The following is a 24,526-nucleotide window of genomic DNA, read 5'->3' as shown; positions in this document are numbered from 1 at the left end:
GCTTTTATAGTTTCGGATTTATTCAAATTTAGAAAATAGCCTCAAGACGTACCATCGCACCCAGATAATGGCTGCGGTCCAGTCGGTCATCATTCAGGTAATTTAGGTCGCCCTGGACAAAGAACCATTCACGTAAAAAAGGTTGCCTCCAGGACACATAAGGTCCCCAGCGATTTAAGCGTAAGTCTTTATCATCCAGATAGCCGCCCGTATAAATACCATAGTTAAAGCGGTTGCCCTGGAAAAATTGATGCTGCCTGAAAGTATAGTTATCCCAAGTCAGATCGTCTTCTTGCTCATCTGCATAGGTCAGACTTAACTGATTGGAAAAAAAGGCCTCATTGGGACGGGCATGAATCAGTTCCAGGTTGGTTCGCAAATAGTTTTCACTCTGCAATCCATAACGATAAATCTGTTCAGCATGAAAAGAGAAGTCATTCTGCATCGCCCAGTCTTTACTGATTTTGGCCCGTACATAAATATCATCCCCAGAACGTACCCCCAGATCCAGATCGCTATCGAAAGGTAGGCCATTTGAAAATTCTGACCAGCGTAGTGCAAACGAGCTGTTGTTTTCGCGGGTACGGCGAATATCCAGATTTTTGTCCCGGGAATTGCCAGGATTTTCATTGGTAATTGCGACATTGGTGTCCAGTTCGTTATCCAGACTGTCATCACCAAAGACCAGACTTAACCTTTGTTCCAAGGTTGGAAGCTTGATTTTTCCTCGAATCCTCGGCTTGATTTCATAGTTTTCATATTTGTCCCAGCTATTATCCAGAATAATTCGCAAGGTCGCAGTTGCTGGCTCATCCGGGTTGGTCTGGCCAAACCAGTTATCAATCTTATGTGCGGTGCGGTCTGCCCATTCACGGATTCTTTTCTGCTTTTTGTCGGCCCAAGATTTATCTTCTGTTTCCTCAGTGGTGGGCACCATCGCTTCATCTGACTGTTCAGGTAAAATCGTAGGCGTGGCATCGATCAAGCGTGGAATCTGATCTAAAATACCTGTACCTGTACCTGTACCTGTACCTGTACCTGTACCTGTACCTGTACCTGTACCTGTACCTGTACCTGTACCTGTACCTGTACCTGTACCTGTAGGTTGTTCTGTTTTTGTAGGTTCTGTAGGAGATGCTTCTGCCCAAACTGGGCTACTACTTAATCCCACGCCAAGTGATAGCAATAAGATTCGAGTAATTTGGTTTATTCGCATGAGTTGATTCTTGCTCTTATCGTATTTTATTTACTGCGCTAGTTTTCTAAAAAATAAGGAAAAAAAGCAAGGATAAACTACATAACTACATCAATTATTTAATGATTTGTGCCTGAATTGCCATATAAAGATCTAAAACCCGTACCGGCTGTGACAATCCTAAAACAATTTGATGAATTTTTTGCCAATTCAAATCCTTATCACGTTTGAGCATTAAATAAGGATAAGCGATTTCCTGATTGGACAATGCCAGGCGATGTTCTCCATGAATCACCCGAATTTTCTGATGTTCCTGTAGCAATAAAATTGGAGTAGAAAAATCAGCGGGCGCTTCCTCAAAATTGATAAATTTCTTTTGATGAATACACCGAGCCGGAATATAGGCATAGCTTTCCTCAGGCATCCAGACCGTTTCGGCTTGTTGCAGATATATTTCACTGAAAAGATCTATCTGATCAAGACAGGCACCTAAAGCTGCCCATGATATGGATTTTATCTCTATACAACGCCGTCCACGCTGCGTGCCCCAGTACTGGATACAGGAATTGGCCTGCAAGAGACTCGGTGCGCCCAAGAGCATCAGGTATTTCAGACCTTGCCCTTGCTGATCGGCCTGCATGACAAGATAAACAGGACGGGCCTGCCAGTGGTCTTCCTCAGCATAATATAGTGCTATTTCCAGATCAGCCGGTTGGGAAGCAGCCGGTTGTAATTCCAGGGCGCAGAGACGCCGTATAGTCGCTCCAGTATGTTCTAAGGGGTGCAGCAGGGCAGAGAATTCACCTAGCTGTATAGATTCAGGGAAAGTAATGTGTTCATCTAGCACCGGACTAGAGGATGAATTATCCGTATTGTTTATTTCTATAGACAGTTCAGCTGTTTTAACTTCTATTTCGCTGGTTGCTCTGTCTAAATCAGGTTCGATTGTTTTAGACAGTTGAGGTGCAGTGATCTTGGTTTGAATCTGCAAACTACCCTGATGATAACGCGCAATTTCCAGGGTAAGTGTATCGAATTCGGCGTCCTGAACAGATAAAGCCGGAATACTCAGTTGAGGATCGAGAGGAAAATATGCGCCTTGTTGCTGTTGCTGCAAAAGCCAGTGATGGCAATTTGCTAATTCATCCCATTCCCCATGTAAAAAATCAGATTGCTCTACAGGACCCAGCCAGATTTGCCAGCCTTGTTGTGGCTGATGCAAAAAGGCCCAGCCTGTTTCTCTATGTGCAATCAGTGCCTGTTGCAGCTGGACAGGATCCTTAAAATAACCGCGATAACAATGATGAAACTGAGTGCTTGCTGCAAACTGATGTGCTGTCAGCTCAGGCTGAACACGGGATTTAAAACTTAAAATCTGATTTTTAAAAACAGGTTCATCACAGAGATGAAAAATATCCTGGAGTCGTTTTTTGGTTCGGGCGGCTTCATATAAACTGAGGGATTTATGTTCTAATTGCTGCCCCAATTCGTTTAATTCTTTAATTAATTTTGCTTTTTCTAAAGCATTCATTTTAGCTCTCTAGATATATTTGAGTGCTTTATCCAGTGTTTTGGCCATGATCATATTGACCGCAAGTTCTACCAGTTTGTATTCGGTAGAGTTGGGATCTGGATAACGCTCAGCCATTTCAATCAAAAAATCCACAGAAACCGCCTGCGGAGAAATTTTTCCCTGTATTAATGCTTGAAGCTGGTTCATAACAAGAAAGTCTGAAATCCATAAAAGATCAGGTTCTGATTATAAGCATCTGATTGACAAAATACTTGATTATTTTGAGTATTTTTTAAGCGAATTTGGTAGTTGTTTTTGAATAAAAAGTGAACGAAATCAAAATAAAATAAAAAATAATGAGATTCTTAATACTCGCTAAACAGAAGAACAAGTTAGATTTTTGGAGCCCTGAAATAAAAACAGGCTGAATAATTCAGCCTGCTGGGAGATTTCGCTTAAAGACTTAAGCCGCTTTTTCAGTTTCTGCATTTGCAGTATCTGTAGCTACAGTTTCAACTGGTGCTTTGCTCACAGGGAAATCTGGAAGATAAACCACTTGAGCCATTTGTGCTGAAGCTTGTAGAGAAAAAGCCATCACAGTTGCTGCGCATAAAAATTTAACAGTTTTCATAACATGACCTTTTGATATCTGGGTGTTCAAGAGCTTGAACAAGAAAAAAAGTTAGTCCTAAATCACGTGAAAAATAATATCAAATGGCAATTAATAAAAAATGATCAAATCGGCAAGAAAAGCAACTAAATTTAGATAAAATACTCTATAAAACAATGTATTAGAATATTTACTCTAGATAGTTTTGGATTGTTTTTTATACATTTTTTAGATGTTTTAGAAGCTTTTAAACAAACATTTATTTGTTGATTATTTAAAACTAGAGGTCCAGATTTAAATTTTTTTAAAGCAGTAAGGGCAGATCAGTATTTGTTCATTCCCTGTAAGTTTTTGCTATCACTTGTTTGCTAAGAGCTGTAGAGAAATTTAAATCAACTAAGATGAATGCTTCTATCTTCACAGAGTGAGTGTTGAATCATGGCAATTGCAAAAGTGGTAGAAGTTAATTCAAGCAGTAGTAAAAGCTTTGAGGATGCAATTCAGACTGGCATCGCGAAAGTCACAGAGACGATTAAAAATGTTCAAGGTGCCTGGATCAATGAACAGAAAGTCGTGATTAATGACAATAAAATTACCGAATATCGTGTGAATCTAAAGATCAGCTTCTTGGTTGACTAATCCAATCATCTATAAAAAAATCCCCATCTCGAATGGGGATTTTTTCATTTTCTTCAATTTCAATGTTTATTCAGGCTGGGTCGGAACATCACAGGCATCTGTTGAACATTGCTCAGCAGGGGATTGCGGTGTGGTTTCTAAGGCTTTTTCGAATACTTGCAGGAAAACTTCTTTAGGTTGGGCACCGGCCAGAGCAATGCGCTGATCAAAGACAAAGAACGGCACACCTGTCACTTTGAGTTGGTCACGTGCTACTTCCTGGTCAAATTTAACAAAGTCGGCAAATTCTTCTGAGTCCAGTACATCATCCACTTCCACCGGATTCAGGCCGATACGGGCCGCGACATCTTCCAGCGTTTCACGTTCGCCAATCGCCAGACCTTGGGTCATGTAGCTATAGAAAAAAGCTTCCTGTGCTTCGTTGCCCAAGCCTTTGCTTTGCGCGAGGTGGATGATGCGGTGCGCATTCAAGGTGTTACCTGAGTTGGCACCTTCCCAGTTAAATTCAATCCCTTCAGCTTTGGCCATTTCAGCAATATTGCGCTGCATGTCTTCAACTTCTGCGACTGAACGGCCGTATTTTTGTGCCAAGCGCTCAGAATTGGAAATTTCCTGACGTACTGGTGCTTCAGGATCTAACTGAAAACTATGCCAATGTACTTCAAGCTCAATCCCTGCTTCTTGTGCAGCGGCTTCCAGACGTTTTTTACCAATATAGCAGAAGGGGCAGACCACATCTGACCAAATATCTACGCGCATGTTATGTCTCTAATCTTAGTCTTGTTGCAAGTATGAGGGTGAAGAATCGGAATTTAAAGCCCTGCGTTCAGACTAAGCGCAGTTTAATCATTCAAAATATTTAACAAGTTTGGACTGAGGGGGATCTTATGCAGATGATCACGGTCATTGATCCCACATTCACCTATAAAAAAACGCCCCGTAGGGCGTTTTCTGAAACGGTCAATTATGCAGTTTTTACCGCAGCTTCTGCTGCAAGCATGTGGCCATTTTCTTCAAAGTTAGAATGCCAAGACAGCGCTTCACGAAGCAGGTGAGGCGTATGGCCACCTTTCGTACATGCACGGTCAAAATAGTCATTCAATGCATCACGGTACATTGGGTGGGCACAGTTGTCGATGATCGCACGAGCACGTTCACGTGGCGCCAGACCACGAAGATCTGCCAGACCTTGTTCTGTTACCAAGATGTCTACATCGTGTTCAGCATGGTCTACGTGAGACGCAAATGGAACTACTGAAGAGATGTCGCCACCTTTCGCGATTGATTTAGTCACGAAGATTGCCAGGTGTGCATTACGAGCGAAGTCACCTGAACCACCGATACCGTTCATCATTTTGGTACCACAAACGTGAGTTGAGTTCACGTTACCGTAAATATCGAATTCAAGCGCAGTGTTGATACCGATAATACCTAAACGACGTACCAGTTCAGGGTGATTAGAGATTTCTTGTGGACGTAATACAAGTTTGTCTTTGTAGTGCTCAAGGTTGTTAAATACTTTCTCGCCGTATTTTGCAGAAAGTGTAATTGAAGAACCTGAAGCAAACTTCATTTTACCGGCATCGATCAATTCAAAGGTACAGTCTTGTAGTACTTCTGAGTACATGATCAAGTCTTCGAAGTTTGAATCTTTCAGACCCGTCAATACGGCGTTTGCAATGGAACCGATCCCTGCTTGAAGAGGGCCAAGGTTTTTCGGTAAACGCTCTTCAGCTACTTCTTTTTCAAAGAAAGCGATCAAATGGTTAGCAATGCTTTGAGTCTCATCATCTGGTGCAGTTACAGTTGATGGAGAGTCATGCAATTCATTGTTGAATACGATACCCACGATTTTTGAAGGATCGATATTGATTGCATGTGTACCGATACGCTCATCCACTTGAGTCAATGGAATTGCTTGACGTGTTGGACGGTAAGTCGGGATATAGATGTCGTGCAAGCCTTCAAATGCAGGACTTAAATTCGTGTTGATTTCAACAATCACTTTCTCAGCAAAAATTGCAAAACTTGCAGAGTTACCTACAGAAGTTGTTGGAATGATGCCGCCATCTTCAGTGATCGCAACTGCTTCAATTACCGCTACATCAGGTTTTTTCAACTGCTGGTTACGCATCTGTTCAACTGTTTCAGACAAATGCTGATCGATGAACATCACTTCGCCTTTGTTGATCGCTTTACGTAAAGTGCTATCTACCTGGAATGGTAAACGACGTGCCAATACGCCTGCTTCAGTGAGTTGCTTGTCCAAATCGTTACCGAGTGATGCACCTGTGATCAACGTGATTTTCAGTGGATTTGCTTTTGCGCGTTGTACCAAAGCTAAAGGAACCGCCTTCGCTTCACCAGCGCGAGTAAAGCCACTCATACCCACAGTCATACCATCTTCGATGAATTCAGCAGCTTGTTCAGGGCTGATGACTTTGTTGTGTAGGGAGGCTAAACGGATACGATCTAAAGACATTTCAACTCTCATAAATTCTTAAATAATGATACGGATTGTACCGATCAAAAAATGTATTTTGCATAGGTGTTAGGCTAAGGTCTAATTTTTTAGCTAAATGTAGGTATAATGAAAAATGATGTTTTTTAAATGATTGAATTATTGGAAATTAAAATGAATTATATAGAAATACTAAAAAGTCGTTTGTTGCTTTTATGATCACTTACTAGAAGTGATCAGTGAGCGTTTGACGAATTTTATCCAAGGTGGTTGGGGTAGCAGGTGCCTCTGAATCTGCTGTTTTCAGGGGTAAGGCAATAATGGCTTCCAGACCACCTTCAGGCCGATTTTGGATATGCAGCTCACCTGAGTGAATATCAACAATACGTTTGACAATGGCCAGACCCAGACCACTGCCTTGTACGGTACGCGCAGAATTTCCACGAACAAAGGGTTGCATCAACGCTTCAATCTGGTCTTCCGGAATCCCTTCACCATGATCGGATACACTGATCATCAGTTTATGATCTTGTACATAGGCAGCAAGCTCGATCGGTTCAGCACCATAACGTTTCGAGTTATTGATCAGGTTGCCAATCAGGCGTTTCAGCGACATGCTGCGTACCTCAACCAGTGGTATCTCTTGAGGTGTAAAGCGGATATCAAGTGGCTTAAACTGCTTGACCAGTTCCTGCAACAGCACATTGACATTGGTTTCTTGCAGCTCTTCATCGGAACCATCCCGCATATAGGAAATGAACTGGTTCAGAATGGCATCCATATCCTCCACGTCATAAATCAGGCCTTCCTTGAGGAAGTCTTCATCCGGCATCATTTCTGCGCTAAGACGGATACGGGTCAACGGCGTACGCAGGTCATGTGAAATCCCCGCGAGCATGATTCGACGATCACGTTCGGTTTGATCCAAGGTATAAATCATCTGGTTAAAGGCATGATTCACCTGACGGATTTCCAGCGGACCATGATTGGTATCCAGATAAGGAGCGGAACCATTTTTACTATAGCTGTTTGCTGCATTCTGCAAGCGGCGTAAAGGGCGGTTCAGCTGACGCACCAGGGTCAGGATAATAATGCCGGCAATGAGTGGCGTACCAAGCAGCCAGCCTAGAATCAGTTCAGGGCTATAGTTGGCATAGGTCTTAAGAGGTTCACGTACCCAGTTGCCATTCATTTCTGGAGTTTGAATCCAGATGCGTGGACTTGGCTTAAACTGGAAATAAACGGTTGCCTGTTCGATTCTTAATTCTTTGGCCAGTTTGGTTTCAATCTGGTTAGTAAAGAATTCGGCAATGACCTTGTCTTTTACATTCGGATATTCAGCCGGATTGGTGACATATTCGATTCCGATCCGGTTTTTGAGCCAGGTATCAATATCGACTTCCTGTTCTTTATGATAAAGACGCAGGTCCGGATTGTTGAGAATCTCCAGCTCCATGGCCAGATAACGCGCGTGTTGCTGAATTTCAGGTAAATAAAGCGTACGCCAGAAAAACCAGATTGACATGAACAGGCTGAAACAGACCACAAAGACCACCAGTACAGTGGTTCGCATCGCTGCGGAGCGCGGTTTGATTTTGTCCAGAAAGCGTTCCCAAGGGGTACGTTTTTTTTCTGAGTAGGTGACAAAATCGGTAAATTTTTGTGGGTCGATGGGGTCGAGTTTCACTGAGCAATCCTGTGCTATGACTTCAGCAAATTATTATGAGTTGATTAAAAGGCCTTATCACACCGGAGTCAAACCATCTGTAATTTAAATATAGGTTAAAACCTTCGGTTCGACCTACTTTTGTTTCGGCAAAAGTAGGCAAAACCATCTTGCAGAGCAGTGCTCCTCATCGCAAAACTCGTCAAATTGCGGCAAGTAATCAATTTATCGCAGAAACATTAGAGATGAATACCTCCTGCCTCAAACAGTTGCGAATGAATTTGTCACGTAATTCAAAACTAAATTGATAGACGGACGAATATTTTACTTTCTTCTAATAAGAAAATTATTCAGCACCATCTGGAACAAACACATAACCGACACCCCAAACGGTTTGAATATAACGCGCACGGGCAGGGTTTTCTTCAATCAAACGACGTAAGCGTGATACCTGAACGTCAATTGAACGTTCCATCGCACCCCATTCACGGCCACGTGCCAGATTCATCAGCTTGTCACGAGTTAAAGGTTCACGTGGATGTTGGACTAAGGCTTTCAATACGGCGAATTCACCGGTAGTTAAGGTGACCACCTGTCCTTCACGAGTCAGGGTACGAGTCGACAGATCCAGTGACCATGGGCCAAAGGATACCACTTCCATTTGCTGGCTAGGAGCACCTGGAACTTCACGGACTTGACGACGCAAAACTGCACGAATACGTGCCAGCAATTCATTTGGATTAAATGGTTTAGGCAGGTAATCATCGGCACCGGCTTCCAGACCTGCAATACGATCTGAATCGCTACCACGTGCGGTGAGCATAATGATTGGAATATCAATATTCGACTGGCGTAGGCGACGACAGATGCTGAGGCCATCTTCTACAGGCAGCATAAAATCGAGCACAATCAGAGAAAACAGTTCCCGCTGTAATAGTCGATCCATCTGGGTAGCATCATGCGCAGTTTTAACGACGAAGCCTTTATCTTCAAGGAAACGTTGTAACAGGGTACGCAGACGCACATCATCATCGACAACCAGGATGCGCTCGACCCGGTCGGTTTCGGTATGTACAGCATCGGGTTTTTCAGCAGGTACCACTAAACTCATGAGGTGCTCCTTTATTCTTTATTGTCGTCATAAACAAAAAATGAAATATGCTTTGAGTATACGATTCATTACTATTAATTGACTATGCTCTAAAGCATCAAATATTGCAGTTAAAATCAAGACATAGATACCAAATATATACATCTATATGCGAAAAAAATCGTCTCGGAACAAGAATAAAATGCAAAGTTCATGCAAACTTTAGTGGAAAAACTGGAAAACGATCGTATACGGTTATCTGAAGCTTATATAAATTAATAAAAACAATGGTGGATTTTATAGACCTGGTCTTTATAATCATGCCATTTAGTACTTATCCTTGTGGGATCAAACACGATGACTGACTTAGTTCAGCAGTTGGCAAAAGAACTTGCCGTACGTCCAAATCAAGTAGAAGCTGCCATCAAACTGATTGATGAGGGTGCCAGCGTTCCTTTCATTGCACGTTACCGTAAAGAAGTAACGCAGGGCTTAGACGATACGCAACTACGCCAGCTCGATACACGTTTATCGTATTTGCGTGATTTGTATGAACGCCGTGAAAAGGTGATCGAATCACTAAAAGAACAAAATAAATTATCTGATGATTTATTGGCACGGGTGAATGCGGCAGAAACTAAAAATGCCCTAGAAGAAATTTACGCACCATACCGTCCAAAACGTACCAGCAAATCGTTTAAAGCCAAAGAAGCCGGTTTAGGTCCGATTGCAGAAAAAATCTTTACTGAAGCCGTGGATCCAGCAGAAGCATTAGCGGGCTTTAGCCATGAAGATTATCCAGATCAGGAAAGCCAGCTTGATGCAATCCAGCACATCCTGATTGATGACTGGGCACAGAATATTGCGTTGACCACTGAGCTTAAAGCAATGTTTGCTAAAACGGCTGTGTTGAAAAGTCTGGTCGCTAGTGAAGAGAAAAAAGAAGTTGGTAAAAAATTCCGTGATTACTTCGATTTCTCTGAAAATCTGAACAAGGTACCTTCACACCGCTTATTGGCAATGCTACGTGGCCGTCAGGAAAATGTACTGGGCCTTAAAGTAGATGGTGAAGATGATGCACCATTGGCACGTATTGAAACTGAATACAACCTGGATACCATTCAGCCGCAATCTCGTCGGGATTTCTTAAAGCAAACTGCGAAACTGTTCTGGCTTGGTAAAGTTCGTCCAACGATCGAACATTCATTATTGACTGAAAAACGTCTGGCTGCTGAAGCTGAAGCAATGCAGGTCTTTGCTGAAAACCTGCGTCATTTACTGCTTTCTGCGCCTGCAGGTGCCCGTACAACTCTGGGTGTAGACCCTGGCATCCGTACTGGCGTTAAACTGGCAGTGGTGAATGAATCAGGTGATGTATTAGCACATAGCACCATTTACCCATTTGCACCGAAAGATGATAAAGAAGGTTCACTGACTGAATTGGCACGTCTTTGCCGCGAATTCAATGTTGACCTGATTGCAATCGGTAATGGTACAGCAAGCCGTGAAACTGAAGCGTTAATTGCCGAAATGATGGCTGCAAATAGCGACCTGAAATTGACTCGTGTTTCTGTTTCAGAAGCGGGTGCTTCTGTTTACTCAGCATCTGAACTGGCTTCTCAGGAATTGCCTGAACTGGATGTATCGATCCGTGGTGCAGTATCAATTGCACGCCGTCTGCAAGATCCATTAGCAGAACTGGTAAAAATCGATCCTAAATCAATCGGTGTAGGTCAGTACCAGCATGATGTAAACCAGACCGGTCTGGCAAAAACTCTTGAAGCAGTGGTTGAAGACTGTGTGAACTCGGTCGGTGTGGATGTAAATACTGCATCTGCTGCAATCCTGGGTTATATCGCAGGTCTGAACAAATCAATTGCACAGCAAATCGTGGACTTCCGTAAGGAAAATGGCCGTTTTGACAACCGTCAGGACCTGAAAAAAGTGCCACGTCTAGGCGAGCGTACTTTTGAACAGGCAGCGGGTTTCTTGCGTATCCAGCAAGGTTCAGAACCATTAGATGCTTCTGCAGTTCACCCTGAGTCTTATCCATTGGTATCTAAAATTGTTGAAGCGAAAGCAACGACTGTAAAAGATATTATTGGCAATACTGAAATCATTCGCCAGGTCAATGCTGAAGAGTTTGTCGATGATAAATTCGGGCTGCCAACCGTTCAGGACGTTTTGGCTGAACTGGAAAAACCTGGCCGTGACCCGCGTCCAGAATTCCGTACCGCAAAATTCCGTGATGATATTACTGAAGTGGCTCAATTGACTGAAGGCATGCAGCTGGAAGGCGTAGTCACCAATGTGACTAACTTCGGTGCTTTCGTGGATGTTGGTGTACATCAGGATGGTTTGGTACATATTTCTGAATTAGCCAATGAATTTGTGGCTGATCCGCATAAAGTGGTAAAACCAGGTCAAATCGTACAAGTTCGTGTACTGAACGTTGATGTGGAACGTAACCGTGTCAATCTGTCGATGCGTCCTGAAGGTTCGGAAGCGCCAGCGAAAGCACCACGTCAACCACGTCGTGACAATGAGCAACGCGGTGAGCGCAAGCCACAAGGCAAACGTCCACAGCATGCACGTCCACAAGGTGACCGCCCGCATGGCAAGAAACCTCAAGCGGCTAAACCACAAGAAAATAAAATTGGTGGTTTAGGAGCACTATTACTTCAAGCCGGAATTAAAGGTTCGAAATAATCTTTAGGCTCTAAACGAAAAACCTCCCTTTTGGGAGGTTTTTCTTATTAAAAACATTTAAAAAATCTCAAAGAATCTAAAAATGCTAAGAAGTTATTATCAAAGTTCCATCCAAGATTTTTTTATCTAGCTCAAATGACTTAATCTTAGGTAATTTGGCACAGCATCATGAATTTGCACTTGAAGATTTACAGAAAAATGCTTGGTTAGCACAAATAGATATTTTAAAAGCAACTTTAGTTGGTATAGCAAAGGGTCGTCTTTACTTTGAGTACAGCATTCCTCGAATGGGGAAGCGTGCTGATAATATTTTGATTATTTGTAATTTAATCTTTGTTATTGAGTTTAAGGTTGGGGAAAGTTTTTATTCTGCAACTGCAAAAAATCAGGTGATTGATTATTGCTTGGATTTAAAGAATTTTCATTCACAAAGTCATGATAAAAAAATTATTCCAATTCTTGTAGCTACTGAAGCGGATACAGAAGAGATCATTTGGGAGGATGTAGATGATCTTGGAGCGCCCATTTGTTGTCATCAGTACAATTTAAACCAAATGATTCTACAGGTTCTTGCGCATTATAATGAGGATGCGGAGATTAATGTCCAAGAGTGGAATCAAGCCAGCTATAGACCGACACCCACAATCATTGAAGCAGCGAAAGCACTTTATCAAGGACATCAAGTTGAAGATATTTCCAGAAGTGATGCAGGGGCGATTAATTTAAAAATAACTTCAGCACGTATTGAACATATTATTGAAACAACAAAAGAAAAACGACATAAGGCAATTTGTTTTCTTACAGGAGTACCGGGTGCTGGAAAAACATTAGCAGGGCTGAATATTGCTAACCAGCGACTAAAAAAAGACGAATCAGAACATTCAGTTTTTCTCTCGGGCAATGGCCCACTTGTTGATGTGCTAAAGGAAGCACTGATTCGACAAACAGTTGAAACAGCAAAAACTGAAGGTCAACTTGAAACCAGATCAAGTGCTGAAAGAAAAGCAAAAGCTTTTATTCAAAATATCCATCACTTTCGAGATGAGTACTTAAGGTCATTAGAAGCTCCTATTGAAAAGGTGGTGGTATTTGATGAGGCACAAAGAGCTTGGCGCAAAGAACAAGTTTCTAACTTTATGAAGCAAAAAAAGGGAATTCAGAACTTTGATAAATCTGAACCACAATTTTTGATTGAGGTAATGGATCGGCACACGGATTGGTGTGTGATTATTTGTTTGATCGGTGGCGGTCAAGAGATTAACACTGGAGAAGCAGGGGTTATCGAATGGTTAGATGCTTTACAACAGCATTATCCTGAATGGCAGATTTATTATTCTGAGAAAATTTTAGAGGATCGTGTCTATATACAAGATCAAAGCCAAAAGCATCATTTAATTCAGCATGGCAATAAAGAACCTGATTTACATTTGGCGGTATCAGTAAGGTCGTTTAGAAGTGAAAGAGTTGCTGAACTTGTCCAAGCAATTTTAGATGGGGATGCGACGAAAGCACAACATATTTATAGCCAAGTTATAGAATCCTATCCAATTGTTTTAACAAGGAATTTGGAACAAGCTAAGTCGTGGCTAAAACAACAAGCTAAAGGGACAGAGCGTTACGGCATGGTTGCGAGCTCAGGCGCAAGAAGACTCAAAGCAGAGGGGATTGATGTTAAAAATAAAATCACACCATCTGATTGGTTTTTGAACAAGTTTAGTGGCGCATTCTCGCTTCTTTAGGGGCGAGTCAAGCCACTTTTAGCACTCAGGTTTTTTGAGCGTTTAACTGCTATTTCAGATGGTGGTTGTCTTTGGTTTTCAATGTACTGTTTAACCGTTTCAAGGCTTGCATCACCACACGAAACTACACAGTAACTAGGCGACCAAAAATGATTACCCCAAAGCTTTGTTTTAATTGAGTCCCAGAAGCTTTTTCGTAGCAAATAAGAACTTTTCCCTTTTAGTTTTCCTGCTAGATTAGAGATAGCAATTTTAGGGTGAACATTAACCATCATGTGAACATGGTCATCCTCGCCATTAAACTCCATCAACTCACAATCCATTTGTTCGCAGGTTTCCTTCATTATTTCTTTTAATGAATCTAACATTTCTTGGGTTAGCACATCTCTACGGTATTTAGTTACAAATACTAGATGAACATAATTCTTAAAAATACAGCTTCTACCTGTTCTCCACTCATACATTTTTATCACATACTAGATTTACTTAAGATAAAAAATAGTATAAAATTCCAGCATATAAATAGCAAGAACACTTCACTTAGTAATGATTTCAGGCGTTAAATTTCGAGCATATCCAACAGAGGAACAGAAGCTAATTCTGAGCCAGTGGATGGGCTGTGCGAGATTTGTTTGGAATGCTAAATGTGATGAAGATAAGTATTTCAGAGGTTTTGCTCGCAAGTTCACACCATTTCAGCAGTATTTTGATACACAAGATCAAAAGTATGCTCATTTCAACTCTAAAGAACTTACGCCATGGTTAAGTCAATGCCCTAGTACCATTCAAAAGAATGCGACTGTGAATTGGTTTAATACGCTTAAAAAGTTTAAAAAAGGCATTTGTGGCAGACCAAAGCGCAAAGCCAAAACCGATAAAGGTAGCATCCACCTGACTCGTGACCTGTTCTCTTTCGAGAAAGATCAATTTGGTAAAACACGACTTAAAATTGGTGGTCGTAAATACAATATTGGCTATCTGAGCTTCAATAAACATGCCGATTTTAATGAGCCAAAATCTCTTTATATCCGTAAAGAGCGTGGTCAATACTTTGTTTCATTCTGCTATGAAGATGGAATTGAGATGGAGGATTTTGATGGCAAAAAATTCAATGAAGATAAGTACCTAGAAAAGCAATTAGCATTATTAAGTGATACTGATGCCAATGAACTAAATAAGCACGTTGTTGGTATTGATCGTGGCGTGGCAATCCCTGTTTGTACACCAGCGCAAGAATTTGATTTCACCAGGGAACAAAAGAACCATCTAACCAAAGCTGAGCGCTACATTAAACGATTACAGCGCAAGTTAACCAAACAGCAAAAAGGGTCAAACCGTAGAGCTAAAACCAAGCACCGTATTGCGATCCATCACGCTAAGAAAGCCAATATCCGAAAGGATTTCAATCACAAGACTAGCCATAGCCTAGTAAGCAATGAGCGAAATAAAGTATTCATTTTTGAGAAGTTAAATACTCAAAAAATGACGAAAAAGCCAAACCCTAAAAAGGATGAATTAGGTCGATTTATCCCCAACAAGGCAAAGGCGAAAGCAGGTTTAAATAAAGCAATTCTAAATGTTGGTTGGTATATGCTTGAGGCATATGTTAAATACAAAGCCATTCGTTTAGGAAAAGCTGTATTTAAGGTTCAGGCAGCTTACACAAGTCAGGAGTGTGCTTCATGCGGTCACACTCATCCCAACAATCGCAAAACTCAAGAAAAGTTTAAATGCGTGAGTTGTGGTCACACTGATAATGCGGATAAAAACGCATCAAAAGTGATAAAAAGCCGAGCGATAAAATTAATTTTAGACACTGGAACGGTGTTGGAGAAAGGCTTAATGTCTTCCTCTAGTGGGCGTGGAGGTAGTCGTAAGACGAAAAAGAGTGTTAAAACTCTTTCTCGCATTGCCGATGAAACGTCAAAAGAGATGATTGCAGCTTAGGTTGCTTTCAGAAACTCGTTGCTTTAGCTGCGAGTAGTTCATTTCTACAATTGATGTACGTTCTTCATATTACTTAGAAGATGTCGCCACAGAATTTGATGTTCAAGGATTAGAATTAGATTACTGCTGTGTTGCGTGGGATATTAATTTTTACTTTAAGGATGGTTGGTGTTATCAAGCATTTAAAGGAACAAAATGGCAGAACATCAATCAGATGGAAAAGCAAAAATATCTACTGAATACTTATCGTGTTTTGTTGACTCGTGCGCGTCAAGGAATGGTGATTTACCTACCGAATGTAGATGATAATGATTGGACCAGACCGAGTGAATTGTATGATTCAACATATCAATTTTTAAAAGCCTGTCATCTCAAAGAAATTTAAAAAAAGCCTCCCAATCGGGAGGTTTTTTATTTTGGATTAGCTATTAATAATCGGAACAATCCAGCTGGTAATAATCAATAAAATACCCAGATGTCCCAGTTTACGTGTCACATAAACCAGTTTAGACGGTGGTTGTTCTAGCTGTTTAGCATACTCTTCCATGGTGATGCCTTGTTTGCCTTTACTGGTATATAAGAACACACCCAAATCCAGACAGATCAGAATGGTGCCAATATCTGCCACCAGTTCCATCAGCTCAAATTGCTGGGTATACAGCGACATGCTAACGCTATAAATCAGATAAAGTCCAAAGGCTATACATGCATATTGCAGGATCACTAAAAATTTCTGCATAAATCTCAACAGTTCAAAAAATTAAGGTAATTATACAAAAAATTCGGGCAGACCGCGCCCATTACAGGCTTTGCATCACATCAGCAAAATTCTGCTTCTCGACCAGTTCCAGAAATTCATCTCCCAGGCGCTGACTTTCAGCAATGCATTGCTTCCAGAGCTGAATCCGCTGAGCTTGATCCAAACCTTTCAAAGTGAAGTCCTTACGATCTGGTAAACGACCCAAAGGCAAACTTTGCAGATATTCCTGAGAGGGTGAAATTAGCAAAGTTCGTGCCTGATTTTCCGGGCTTGCCGTGCGTTTAAACAGTTTATCGAACCAGCCGGGAGTAATGCTGTCAGTAAAATGCGGATACAGCACGATGCCTTTGCTCTGAAACGGCAGGTCAATATGATAGTCAATCAAGCCACCATCACGATAATAACCTTGTGGTGCATCTGGAATATTATTGACCGCTGCCATCACGCCTGGAATAGAAGCAGAGGCCATCAGCCAGGACAAAACACTTTGCTCAGTCAAGGCATGATAATGTGTGGTAAATCCATCATCGGCAATTTTAAACTGTTCACCTGTATTCGGCTGGCTGATCACACGTTGCATAAAATGGCGGCTATGTTTACGCGCCACAGCGGTAGTTCCAACGATGCCGGCTACAGAGGCGAGTAGGGGGAGTGCCTTGTCACTCTGGAAAATGTGCTGGGCTTTAATCGATAATACTGTCAGATGATAATCTGGATGATTCACCAGATCGGTTTCTTTGCCTTGTACCAGATCCAGCAGCATGCCACGACAAACGTCACTGACCTCCTTACGGGTCATTTTCTTGTGAAAGTACAGATGGGTATACAAGTCGGCAAGACGTTCAGTGCCTGCTTTGGCTCCCCACGCCGCGACACTGGCAAAACGCCAGCTACCAATGGATGAACCGACTAAGGTTCTACGCTGAGGAGCACGTGGGAAAAACTCGCCAAAAATAGCCTGATCCAGTCCCTGAATACCAATACCTTTGGGTCCACCTGCGGCACCTGGCACGATATCAATCTGTTCGGGTTGCAAACCTTCTTTCAAAATCAGCTCACGAGCCTGATGCCCAGCGCGGATTTTCAGAGCAGGCGCATGTTTTTGTAAAATCTGCATAAAGGTTCAACCCATATTTGGCCAATGAGGACATATTTTAAGCATTTGGTCACAGAGCCCAATGGCAAGATGTACCCTAAGGTGACTTAAGAGTCATGGCATCGGGTTAATATAAGTCAGCATAAGTTTTTTATTACGTGAGCGTATTAGAGCAAGACTTGAGCTCACAAGAATTAAGGTCGACATCGGGTAATTTGCAACAGTATAGTTATTGATCAAATAAAAACTAAACCCACAAAAAATCCATACTGCCAAAACTACTATGAGTTTTTGCTGCTTTATGAGAAATAAGCAGAAGAGGGGCATGAAATTGAATAGCGTCATCAGCCAAAAGGATGGGCTATTGATCATGCGGAATGATATTGAGTCGGTAGTGGGTATCTCAGTTAGCCATCGAAATCTATAGTTGAGATAAGTTATCAAGTCTAAGAGGGGTAAGAAACTATAAAGCAAACTATACAAAAAGGCCGACAAAGATTTTTCGCGATAAATAGCCCATAAAAAGCTATATTTCATTTGGATATTCTTGTTTTATTTTTTCAATAATTCAAGCATAAAAAAGCCTGACGAATCAGGCTCTTTAAAAATTATTTCGCAATCCGCCAGACAGCAAGTATGCTTGCCAGCACAATCAGAATCACTGACACAAACCATGGTGAAATAATCGCAATCGAAAGCAGAATGGCCATGATGCTGCCAAAAATCCAGCTACGTTTTTGCTGATGTTCCATTTGCAGGCGCATGCTTTGTAATTCATTGAGCTGTTTGGCATGCCAGGCGGACTGGTTTTTCAGACCATTCAGGCTGTCGATCATCAGGGTCGGTAAATCCTGCGCACCCAAAAGCAGATCCGGGATTTTTTGTCCCAGTTCTTTAATATTCTTTTGCGGATTCATCTGGGCTTTGACCCAATCGGTGAGGATTGGTTTAGCCAGGCTCCAGATATCCAGCTCAGGATACAAGTCTGTTCCCAGACCTTCCACATGTACCAATGTTTTCAGTAACAACATCAGTTGTGGCGGGATCTCCAGATGGAAACGACGGGCGATGTCCATAACCTGAATCAGAATGCCGGCAAAATCCAGCTCATGCATCGGTTTGGAGACCATTGGACCTACAGTGCGACGCATTTCGCGTGCTAGCGCGTCCTGATCGGTACCTGGTGGAATCCAGCCCGCCTGATGCACAATCTGAATCAGCTGCATGAAGTCACTGTTCATGACCGCCAACAGCATACGTGCCACGGTCATCTGGTCATGCTTAGACAGCTCTCCCATAATCGCGCAGTCCAGCGCAATAAAGCGCGGATTGGCCGGATTGATAGTTTCGACAAAGACATTACCCGGATGCATGTCCGCATGGAAGAAGTTGTCGCGGAACACCTGGGTAAAGAAGATGGTCAGACCTTTACGTGCCAGATCCGCACGATCCATGCCCAGTTCATCAAAGGTGGCAATATCTGAAATCGGAACACCGGTAATCCGTTCTGCTACTAGCACGTCCTTACTGTCCATATAAACTTCAGGCACATACATCATGCTGGAGCCAGTGAAGTAATGACGCATACGGCGGGTATTGTCCGCTTCCAGCGTCAGGTCCAGCTCATTCAGAATGATCTGGCGATAGTCCTGAATAATTTCAGACAAGTGTAGGGCACGCGCTGCTTCCAGACGTTTTTCCAGAAAATCGCCCAGCCAGCTAAGAATTTCAAAATCCTGCAAGATCTGCTGGCGAATATTCGGACGGGTCACTTTGACCACCACTTCACGGCCATCATGCAGGGCTGCAGTATGCACCTGTGCAATCGAGGCGGCTGCCAGTGGCTGAACATCAAATCGAGCGAACAGGGTATTTACATCCGCTTTTAAGGACTCCTGAATACGCATCTTGGCGACATCATTATCAAAGGGCTTAACCTGATCCTGTAATAGAACCAGTTGTTGCAGCACTTCAGGCGGAATCAGGTCACGACGGGTCGAAAGTAACTGACCCAGCTTGATCGCTAGCGGTCCCATTTCTTCCAGTGCCAGTTTCAGCTTAAGTGAATTCTTGCGCTCACGGCTGGACCAGGCTGCCGGATGCATACGGATCAAAGATAAAATATGTCGGGCTTTTTCAGGGAGTTCTTCCGCAGGAAACAACGTGTCGAGTCTATAGTGCGCGGCGATGCGCCAAAGTTCGAGTAAACGTGAAACATGCGGAATCATAAAGCGGTGTACCTAGTATTGAGAAGGAATATGAGGTGTAGCAGGAGTAAATGGCTGATCAGTAGAATCGTCAGATTCAATCTGTGCCTGAAGCTGACGGATTTTGGCTTCGACGCGATCTAAATTCTGGTTCAGGATACGGGTATCCTGATTCAGGTCATCCATTTGCCAGCGCGGGGCAAACAAGCCACTATCTTCTTTCAGGGCATCTTCAGCGAAAAATAATTGGCTTTGCAAAGTGCGTTTTAAATGCTTCGGAGCCAGCTGCAACTTGCCAATTTCATGTGCCAGAGCAGGGCCAATCCAAGGACTCAAATGCGCCGCCAGATCAGGTTCTGCCTGCTGCATGATGCGCTGGATTTCTTGCAGAAGTTTATAGTCACCTTGCAATGGAATATTACCGACTTCATCAGCAAGCAGCAGTTTAAGCAGCTCTACGACATTATTCACCTGTAGCGTCGCCGTTGCTTCAGGAATTTGAGTACTATTGGCTTCATAAGGGCGCTGTTCAAAAATCGAAGATTCTTCAGTATGACCGGTTGGCGTTGGTTCCAGACGAACCTTGCCCTCATCAAAGAAGACATCGACGGACAGCTGCGGTGAAGTAATGACCACCCGCAGCATTTTGCCAGCCAAAGCATTGAGCTGAATGCGGGTAATCGCATCCAGATCAATCATATGATGAATCAGGCGTTCAACGGCACCGAGGGCGAGAAGTGACCACATATCGGGTACGACCCTTAAAGCTTGAAGCCACGGTGAACGGCAACGATACCGCCGGTCAGATTGTGGTAATCACAGTTCTGGAAACCAGCATTTTCCATCATGCCTTTTAAAGTACGCTGGTCTGGATGCATACGGATTGATTCAGCCAGGTATTTATAACTTTCTGAATCATTCGCCACGATTTTACCCATGATTGGTAAAGCGGTGAATGAATACAGGTCATACAGTTTTGAAAATGGCTCAAAGACTGGTTTAGAGAATTCCAGAATCAGTAAACGGCCACCTGGCTTAAGCACGCGATACATCGCAGCCAGTGCTGCATCTTTATCGGTGACATTACGCAGACCAAAAGAAATCGTTACCAGGTCAAAGCTATTGTCGGCAAATGGCTCTAGAGTTTCTGCATTCGCCAGAACGAAATCAACATTGGTACAGCCGGCATCAATCAGACGGTCACGGCCAACATTCAACATGGATTCGTTAATATCAGATAGTACTACATGACCAGTAGAGCCCACTTCACGGCTAAATACTTTGGCCAGGTCACCTGTACCGCCTGCAATATCCAGCACATGCTGACCACGGCGCACGCCTGACATATTAATCGCAAAACGTTTCCATAGGCGGTGAATACCGAATGACATCAGGTCATTCATGATGTCGTATTTGCTGGCCACCGAATGGAATACTTCAGCTACTTTCTGGGCTTTTTCATCGCTGCTCACGGTCTTGTAGCCGAAGTGTGTGGTTGGACCGACATTACCAGTATTGGCACCGCGTGGCAGGTTATATTTAGGGACAGTTCCAGTCACAGGCGTATCGGTCAGGCGTTGTTCTAGAGATTGTTGCTGACCTTGTGGAGCGCCTTGCGGAAGCGGAGTGGTTAAGAATGGGCTCACTTTGTCTGTCTGTTGTGCCGACTCGGGTGTAGGGGTAGGCGTTTGATTTTCATTCGACATTGGAGTCACTCCTAACATATCAATCGGGTTAATCTTGCATTGCCTGCATAATGACAGATTCTTGGATGTTATTCAGCAATCATGATGCAATTGTTATGAATAATATACAGAAAAATAGGAATATGGGCGGAAATCTTCACTGCCAGTGATCGAATAATTCATATGATTTATCACTGGCGATGGCCTGCCTAAAAACCTGAAAATATCAGGATCAGGCAGGACCGCAAGCCTTCCTCATCATGGATGGGAAAGGAATCTATTATTGGAATGGTGCAGGATCGCCTGAATGCACCTTATCAATAATGCCACGTTCAATCGCAGTAAAGTCATGCACGAATTTTTCTGCCGATTTTAACGGTTTCATGGCCTGGAAACCGTCCTGCATAAACTCATACATCACCTGAAAATGATATTTATTGGCTGCACCTTTACACATCTTGAAAGCGGTATAAACCACAAAGGAACGCATATATTTATCCAGGCTAACACCTAGCTGATCCAGCAATGCCAGCTGTTTCAAGCGTGCTTCCCCCTGATCCAGTTTCAGATAGGTCACGCGCATCATTTCATCGGTCAGTGGTGTGTTGGCAGGATAATCCTCTAAAAGCTGGATTGCGACCTGTTCATCCAGTTGCACGGCCAAGATCGCCAGTTCTACGCCTGAGGTTCCGGTTTTCAGGGCATTTTCCGGAATCATTTTTTCTGCCTTGTGCGCATATTTCATCAGTCGGGCAATCTGTTCGGCCAGTGCGTCAAAGTCTGGGCCGCCATAGAGCCGATTCAGGAAATATTCGGCCATCAGCTGGTTATTTTTTTCAGAAAAATGCTGATGATGGCTGCGCTGCATCCGTGCCTTTTGCCATGCCTGCACATCCTGTAAACGGCTTAAAATTTCAGGCTGAGTGTGATACTTCAGCTGATAATACTGTTCTAAGAGTTCATCTAATCGGGCAAGTTTGGACATGTATTTTCAAATATGATTTTTCGATCTCAGAATCTTAGAGGGTGTGGCGCAATCTCGCTATGACAAATTGATCAATGATTCCTTATTTGAATGTCAATTTGCTGTTTAAACAGACAATCTAATCGTGTGAAAAACGTTGCTAACGCTATTTTTGCCTTCAAACTCCTCGCTATACTGCCCACAAGAATAAAAGATGAGGGATCTCCATGCGTACAGAAGAACAAAGTTTCCAGTTAATGGATGAAGACAAGCTATCCCTTGCGCTGATCAATGCCCAGTATGATCTAAGGAAAACCCAAGGTCAGAAAAATGGCAAAAGCCTGATTGTTCTGGTCAATGGAATTGAGCTGGCGGGTAAGGGCGAAGCAGTTAAACAGTTACGTGAGTGGGTAGATCCCCGTTATTTGCAGGTGAAGGCCGATCAGCCGCAAGTATTAGGAGAGAAACAGACCTTCTGGCAACCCTATACACGGTTTATTCCGGCCCAAGGCCAAATCATGGTTCTATTTGGCAACTGGTACAGCGATCTGCTCAGAACCACCATACAGGCTGGTGCCATTGATGATGCCCAGTTTGATGCCTATCTGGAAGATATGCGTGTCTTTGAGCAGGATCTAAAAAATAACTATGTTGATGTGGTCAAGGTCTGGTTCGACTTGTCCTGGAAAGTGCTACAAAAACGCCTGGATCAGATTGATCCGAGTGAAATGCAATGGCACAAACTGCATGGCCTGGACTGGCGCGACAAAAAAAAGTACGACACCGTGCAGCGTTTGCGAGAGCGGTTTACTAAAGACGAAGACTGGCTGATCATTGACGGGGAAGATGAAAAACAGCGTGACCAGCAGTTTGCACAGCATATTTTGCAAGCTTTAAAACATTGTCCGAATCATCCGGTCCGGGCCAAGGGACGATGGAAACAGGCCAAAATTCCAGAATTATTGCAGCATCCTTCGCAAGAGCTTGCCAAGACAGAGGACTATAAGGTGGAACTGAAAAAACTGTCTCCTCAGGTGGCCAAGGCGCTGCGCTCAGACCCACGCAATGTGATTTTGCTGTTTGAAGGGATGGATGCAGCGGGCAAGGGTGGAGCGATCAAGCGGATTGTGAAAAAGCTGGATCCCCGTGAATATGAAATTCAGACCATCGGGGCACCGGAAAAATATGAACTGAATCGTCCTTATTTATGGCGTTTCTGGAACAAGCTGCAAACCGATGATGATATCTGTATCTTTGACCGCTCCTGGTATGGCCGGGTGCTGGTAGAACGGGTAGAGGGTTTTGCCAGCCCGGCAGAATGGCAGCGGGCCTATGATGAAATTAACCGATTTGAACAGAGCTTGATTAACCATCAAACCGTGATTATTAAATTCTGGCTGGCGATTTCCCAGGAAGAACAGGCCGCTCGTTTCAAGGCGCGTGAAGACACCCCGCATAAGCGCTTTAAAATCACCGATGAAGACTGGCGTAACCGGGAACGTTGGGATGATTATTTAAAAGCGGCAGCCGACATGTTTGAACGTACATCGACAGAACAGGCGCCATGGCACATTATCGCCACTGATGATAAAAACACCGCTCGGGTTGAAATTTTAAAAACAATTTTAAAGCAGCTTCAGGCAGATTAATCTGCCTGAATTTTGAAAAGTTTGGGGATAAAAAATGGGGCGGGAAATTTATTTGCTTTGAGCAATCTGTTTTTGCTGAATATTTTTTGCAGTACGATAGCAATCTTCAACATGTGCTTCAGCAATTTTTTTCATGACAAAATAACCGAGGCTCGCAGCTACCAGTTGACCACCGAGTGGAATGAATTTTGTGACTTGCTTTGTGATCACTTTCGCTGCAACATTGTTCAAAGATTTTTTGACTGCTGTACGTGCCACCACCAGACCGGAAAACTCGATTCCGCGTTTACGCAGTTCATTCCAGTGCACCTGTTTGGTTGCAGGATCAAACACACTGATCTGTTCAGGGGCCAGACCAAAGCGGGCATTGATCTCCGGGATCAGTTGCGACAGAATGCCGACATCAATGACCACGTCCAGAAATGGCACCGGAATCACAGCTGCTCCGGCAGAATAATAGGCACGTTTTTTGGTTAGCTCTAAGCACTCGTTGCGAATTCTGTCTAAATCTAAACTTGGATCGATACGATCTGGAATTTTGTCTAATTTCATGGGCATTACCTAAAGCTAGATGTTGTTTTTTTCTGTTCAAACAT

21 protein-coding genes and 1 pseudogene are annotated in these 24,526 nt (G+C 43.0%); 6 read left to right on the top strand and 16 right to left on the bottom strand.

What is annotated here, in order from left to right:
* Positions 1-28: 28 nt before the first annotated feature.
* The 4 genes from AC4MCD_RS13125 to AC4MCD_RS13110 all read right to left on the bottom strand — a co-directional run bounded on the left by AC4MCD_RS13125 (position 29) and on the right by AC4MCD_RS13110 (position 3,339).
* Positions 29-1,216, bottom strand: coding sequence for a hypothetical protein (locus AC4MCD_RS13125; protein WP_491876259.1), 1,188 nt, complete (start codon positions 1,214-1,216; stop codon positions 29-31).
* 94 nt (positions 1,217-1,310) lie between these two features.
* A complete protein-coding gene (locus AC4MCD_RS13120; RefSeq protein ID WP_491876258.1) occupies positions 1,311-2,726 on the bottom strand; it encodes a hypothetical protein in 1,416 nt (471 codons plus the stop codon).
* Between the two features lie 9 nt (positions 2,727-2,735).
* Positions 2,736-2,915, bottom strand: coding sequence for a hypothetical protein (locus AC4MCD_RS13115; protein WP_419363850.1), 180 nt, complete (start codon positions 2,913-2,915; stop codon positions 2,736-2,738).
* Positions 2,916-3,171: 256 nt separating this feature from the next.
* Entirely contained in the window at positions 3,172-3,339 is a 168-nt protein-coding gene (locus AC4MCD_RS13110) for a hypothetical protein (RefSeq protein WP_171069961.1), read from the bottom strand.
* A gap of 417 nt (positions 3,340-3,756) precedes the next feature.
* On the opposite strand from AC4MCD_RS13110, the gene AC4MCD_RS13105 reads away from it, so the two are divergent.
* Positions 3,757-3,957, top strand: a complete 201-nt coding sequence (locus AC4MCD_RS13105) for a dodecin family protein (protein WP_491876257.1) — start codon at positions 3,757-3,759, stop codon at positions 3,955-3,957.
* Between the two features lie 66 nt (positions 3,958-4,023).
* Here the strand turns inward: AC4MCD_RS13105 and AC4MCD_RS13100 are convergent, their stop codons facing one another.
* From AC4MCD_RS13100 to ompR, 4 genes are all read right to left on the bottom strand, one after another.
* On the bottom strand, positions 4,024-4,716 hold the full coding sequence (locus AC4MCD_RS13100) for a DsbA family oxidoreductase (protein WP_491876256.1): 693 nt from the start codon (positions 4,714-4,716) through the stop codon (positions 4,024-4,026).
* Positions 4,717-4,921: 205 nt separating this feature from the next.
* Positions 4,922-6,439, bottom strand: coding sequence for a succinyl-CoA:acetate CoA-transferase ScpC (gene scpC / locus AC4MCD_RS13095; protein WP_419375048.1), 1,518 nt, complete (start codon positions 6,437-6,439; stop codon positions 4,922-4,924).
* 205 nt (positions 6,440-6,644) lie between these two features.
* On the bottom strand, positions 6,645-8,105 hold the full coding sequence (locus AC4MCD_RS13090; RefSeq protein ID WP_491876255.1) for an ATP-binding protein: 1,461 nt from the start codon (positions 8,103-8,105) through the stop codon (positions 6,645-6,647).
* 325 nt (positions 8,106-8,430) lie between these two features.
* A complete protein-coding gene (ompR, locus tag AC4MCD_RS13085) occupies positions 8,431-9,195 on the bottom strand; it encodes an osmolarity response regulator transcription factor OmpR (protein WP_004781707.1) in 765 nt (254 codons plus the stop codon).
* A gap of 336 nt (positions 9,196-9,531) precedes the next feature.
* Between ompR and AC4MCD_RS13080 the strand changes: the two genes are divergently transcribed.
* Both AC4MCD_RS13080 and AC4MCD_RS13075 read left to right on the top strand, forming a co-directional pair.
* Complete coding sequence (locus AC4MCD_RS13080) at positions 9,532-11,883, top strand: Tex family protein (RefSeq protein WP_312156496.1); 2,352 nt, start codon at positions 9,532-9,534, stop codon at positions 11,881-11,883.
* Positions 11,884-12,038: 155 nt separating this feature from the next.
* The gene (locus tag AC4MCD_RS13075; protein ID WP_491876254.1) at positions 12,039-13,622 is read left to right on the top strand and encodes a DNA/RNA helicase domain-containing protein; all 1,584 of its coding nucleotides are present in this window, start codon (positions 12,039-12,041) and stop codon (positions 13,620-13,622) included.
* Here the strand turns inward: AC4MCD_RS13075 and tnpA are convergent.
* Positions 13,619-14,086, bottom strand: coding sequence for an IS200/IS605 family transposase (gene tnpA / locus AC4MCD_RS13070; protein ID WP_491876253.1), 468 nt, complete (start codon positions 14,084-14,086; stop codon positions 13,619-13,621). The genes AC4MCD_RS13075 and tnpA overlap by 4 nt on opposite strands.
* 82 nt (positions 14,087-14,168) lie before the next feature.
* Here tnpA and AC4MCD_RS13065 point away from each other — a divergent pair, with 82 nt between their 5' ends.
* Positions 14,169-15,569 (top strand): RNA-guided endonuclease InsQ/TnpB family protein, encoded by a 1,401-nt coding sequence (locus AC4MCD_RS13065; protein ID WP_491876252.1) that lies wholly within the window; start codon positions 14,169-14,171, stop codon positions 15,567-15,569.
* Between the two features lie 52 nt (positions 15,570-15,621).
* Positions 15,622-15,954 (top strand): annotated as a pseudogene (locus tag AC4MCD_RS13060) (DNA/RNA helicase domain-containing protein); the annotation flags it as partial.
* A 36-nt stretch (positions 15,955-15,990) separates the two neighbouring features.
* Here AC4MCD_RS13060 and AC4MCD_RS13055 read toward each other — a convergent pair.
* The 6 genes from AC4MCD_RS13055 to AC4MCD_RS13030 form a co-directional block, all read right to left on the bottom strand.
* Positions 15,991-16,308, bottom strand: a complete 318-nt coding sequence (locus tag AC4MCD_RS13055) for a hypothetical protein (RefSeq protein ID WP_004781714.1) — start codon at positions 16,306-16,308, stop codon at positions 15,991-15,993.
* Positions 16,309-16,369: 61 nt separating this feature from the next.
* Positions 16,370-17,446: a patatin-like phospholipase family protein gene (locus tag AC4MCD_RS13050; protein ID WP_419363838.1), complete on the bottom strand. Its 1,077-nt coding sequence runs from the start codon at positions 17,444-17,446 to the stop codon at positions 16,370-16,372.
* Positions 17,447-18,033: 587 nt separating this feature from the next.
* Positions 18,034-19,653, bottom strand: coding sequence for an ABC1 kinase family protein (locus tag AC4MCD_RS13045; protein ID WP_034703567.1), 1,620 nt, complete (start codon positions 19,651-19,653; stop codon positions 18,034-18,036).
* A gap of 12 nt (positions 19,654-19,665) precedes the next feature.
* Positions 19,666-20,379: a ubiquinone biosynthesis accessory factor UbiJ gene (locus AC4MCD_RS13040; protein WP_491876251.1), complete on the bottom strand. Its 714-nt coding sequence runs from the start codon at positions 20,377-20,379 to the stop codon at positions 19,666-19,668.
* 14 nt (positions 20,380-20,393) lie between these two features.
* Positions 20,394-21,338 (bottom strand): bifunctional demethylmenaquinone methyltransferase/2-methoxy-6-polyprenyl-1,4-benzoquinol methylase UbiE, encoded by a 945-nt coding sequence (gene ubiE, locus AC4MCD_RS13035; protein ID WP_491876250.1) that lies wholly within the window; start codon positions 21,336-21,338, stop codon positions 20,394-20,396.
* A 259-nt stretch (positions 21,339-21,597) separates the two neighbouring features.
* Positions 21,598-22,302 carry a DUF8198 family protein gene (locus AC4MCD_RS13030; RefSeq protein ID WP_419363833.1) on the bottom strand — a complete coding sequence of 235 codons (705 nt, stop codon included), beginning with the start codon at positions 22,300-22,302 and terminating at the stop codon, positions 21,598-21,600.
* Positions 22,303-22,508: 206 nt separating this feature from the next.
* Between AC4MCD_RS13030 and pap the strand changes: the two genes are divergently transcribed.
* Positions 22,509-23,930, top strand: coding sequence for a polyphosphate:AMP phosphotransferase (gene pap, locus AC4MCD_RS13025; protein ID WP_491876249.1), 1,422 nt, complete (start codon positions 22,509-22,511; stop codon positions 23,928-23,930).
* Between the two features lie 48 nt (positions 23,931-23,978).
* Here pap and AC4MCD_RS13020 read toward each other — a convergent pair whose 3' ends face one another.
* Positions 23,979-24,482, bottom strand: a complete 504-nt coding sequence (locus AC4MCD_RS13020; RefSeq protein WP_004781723.1) for a hypothetical protein — start codon at positions 24,480-24,482, stop codon at positions 23,979-23,981.
* Positions 24,483-24,526: the final 44 nt, after the last annotated feature.

Source organism: Acinetobacter sp. CAU_H_78 (genome assembly GCF_058599365.1).
Note: the sequence above shows the minus strand (reverse complement) of the source record. Positions and strands in the feature narration are given on the sequence as shown.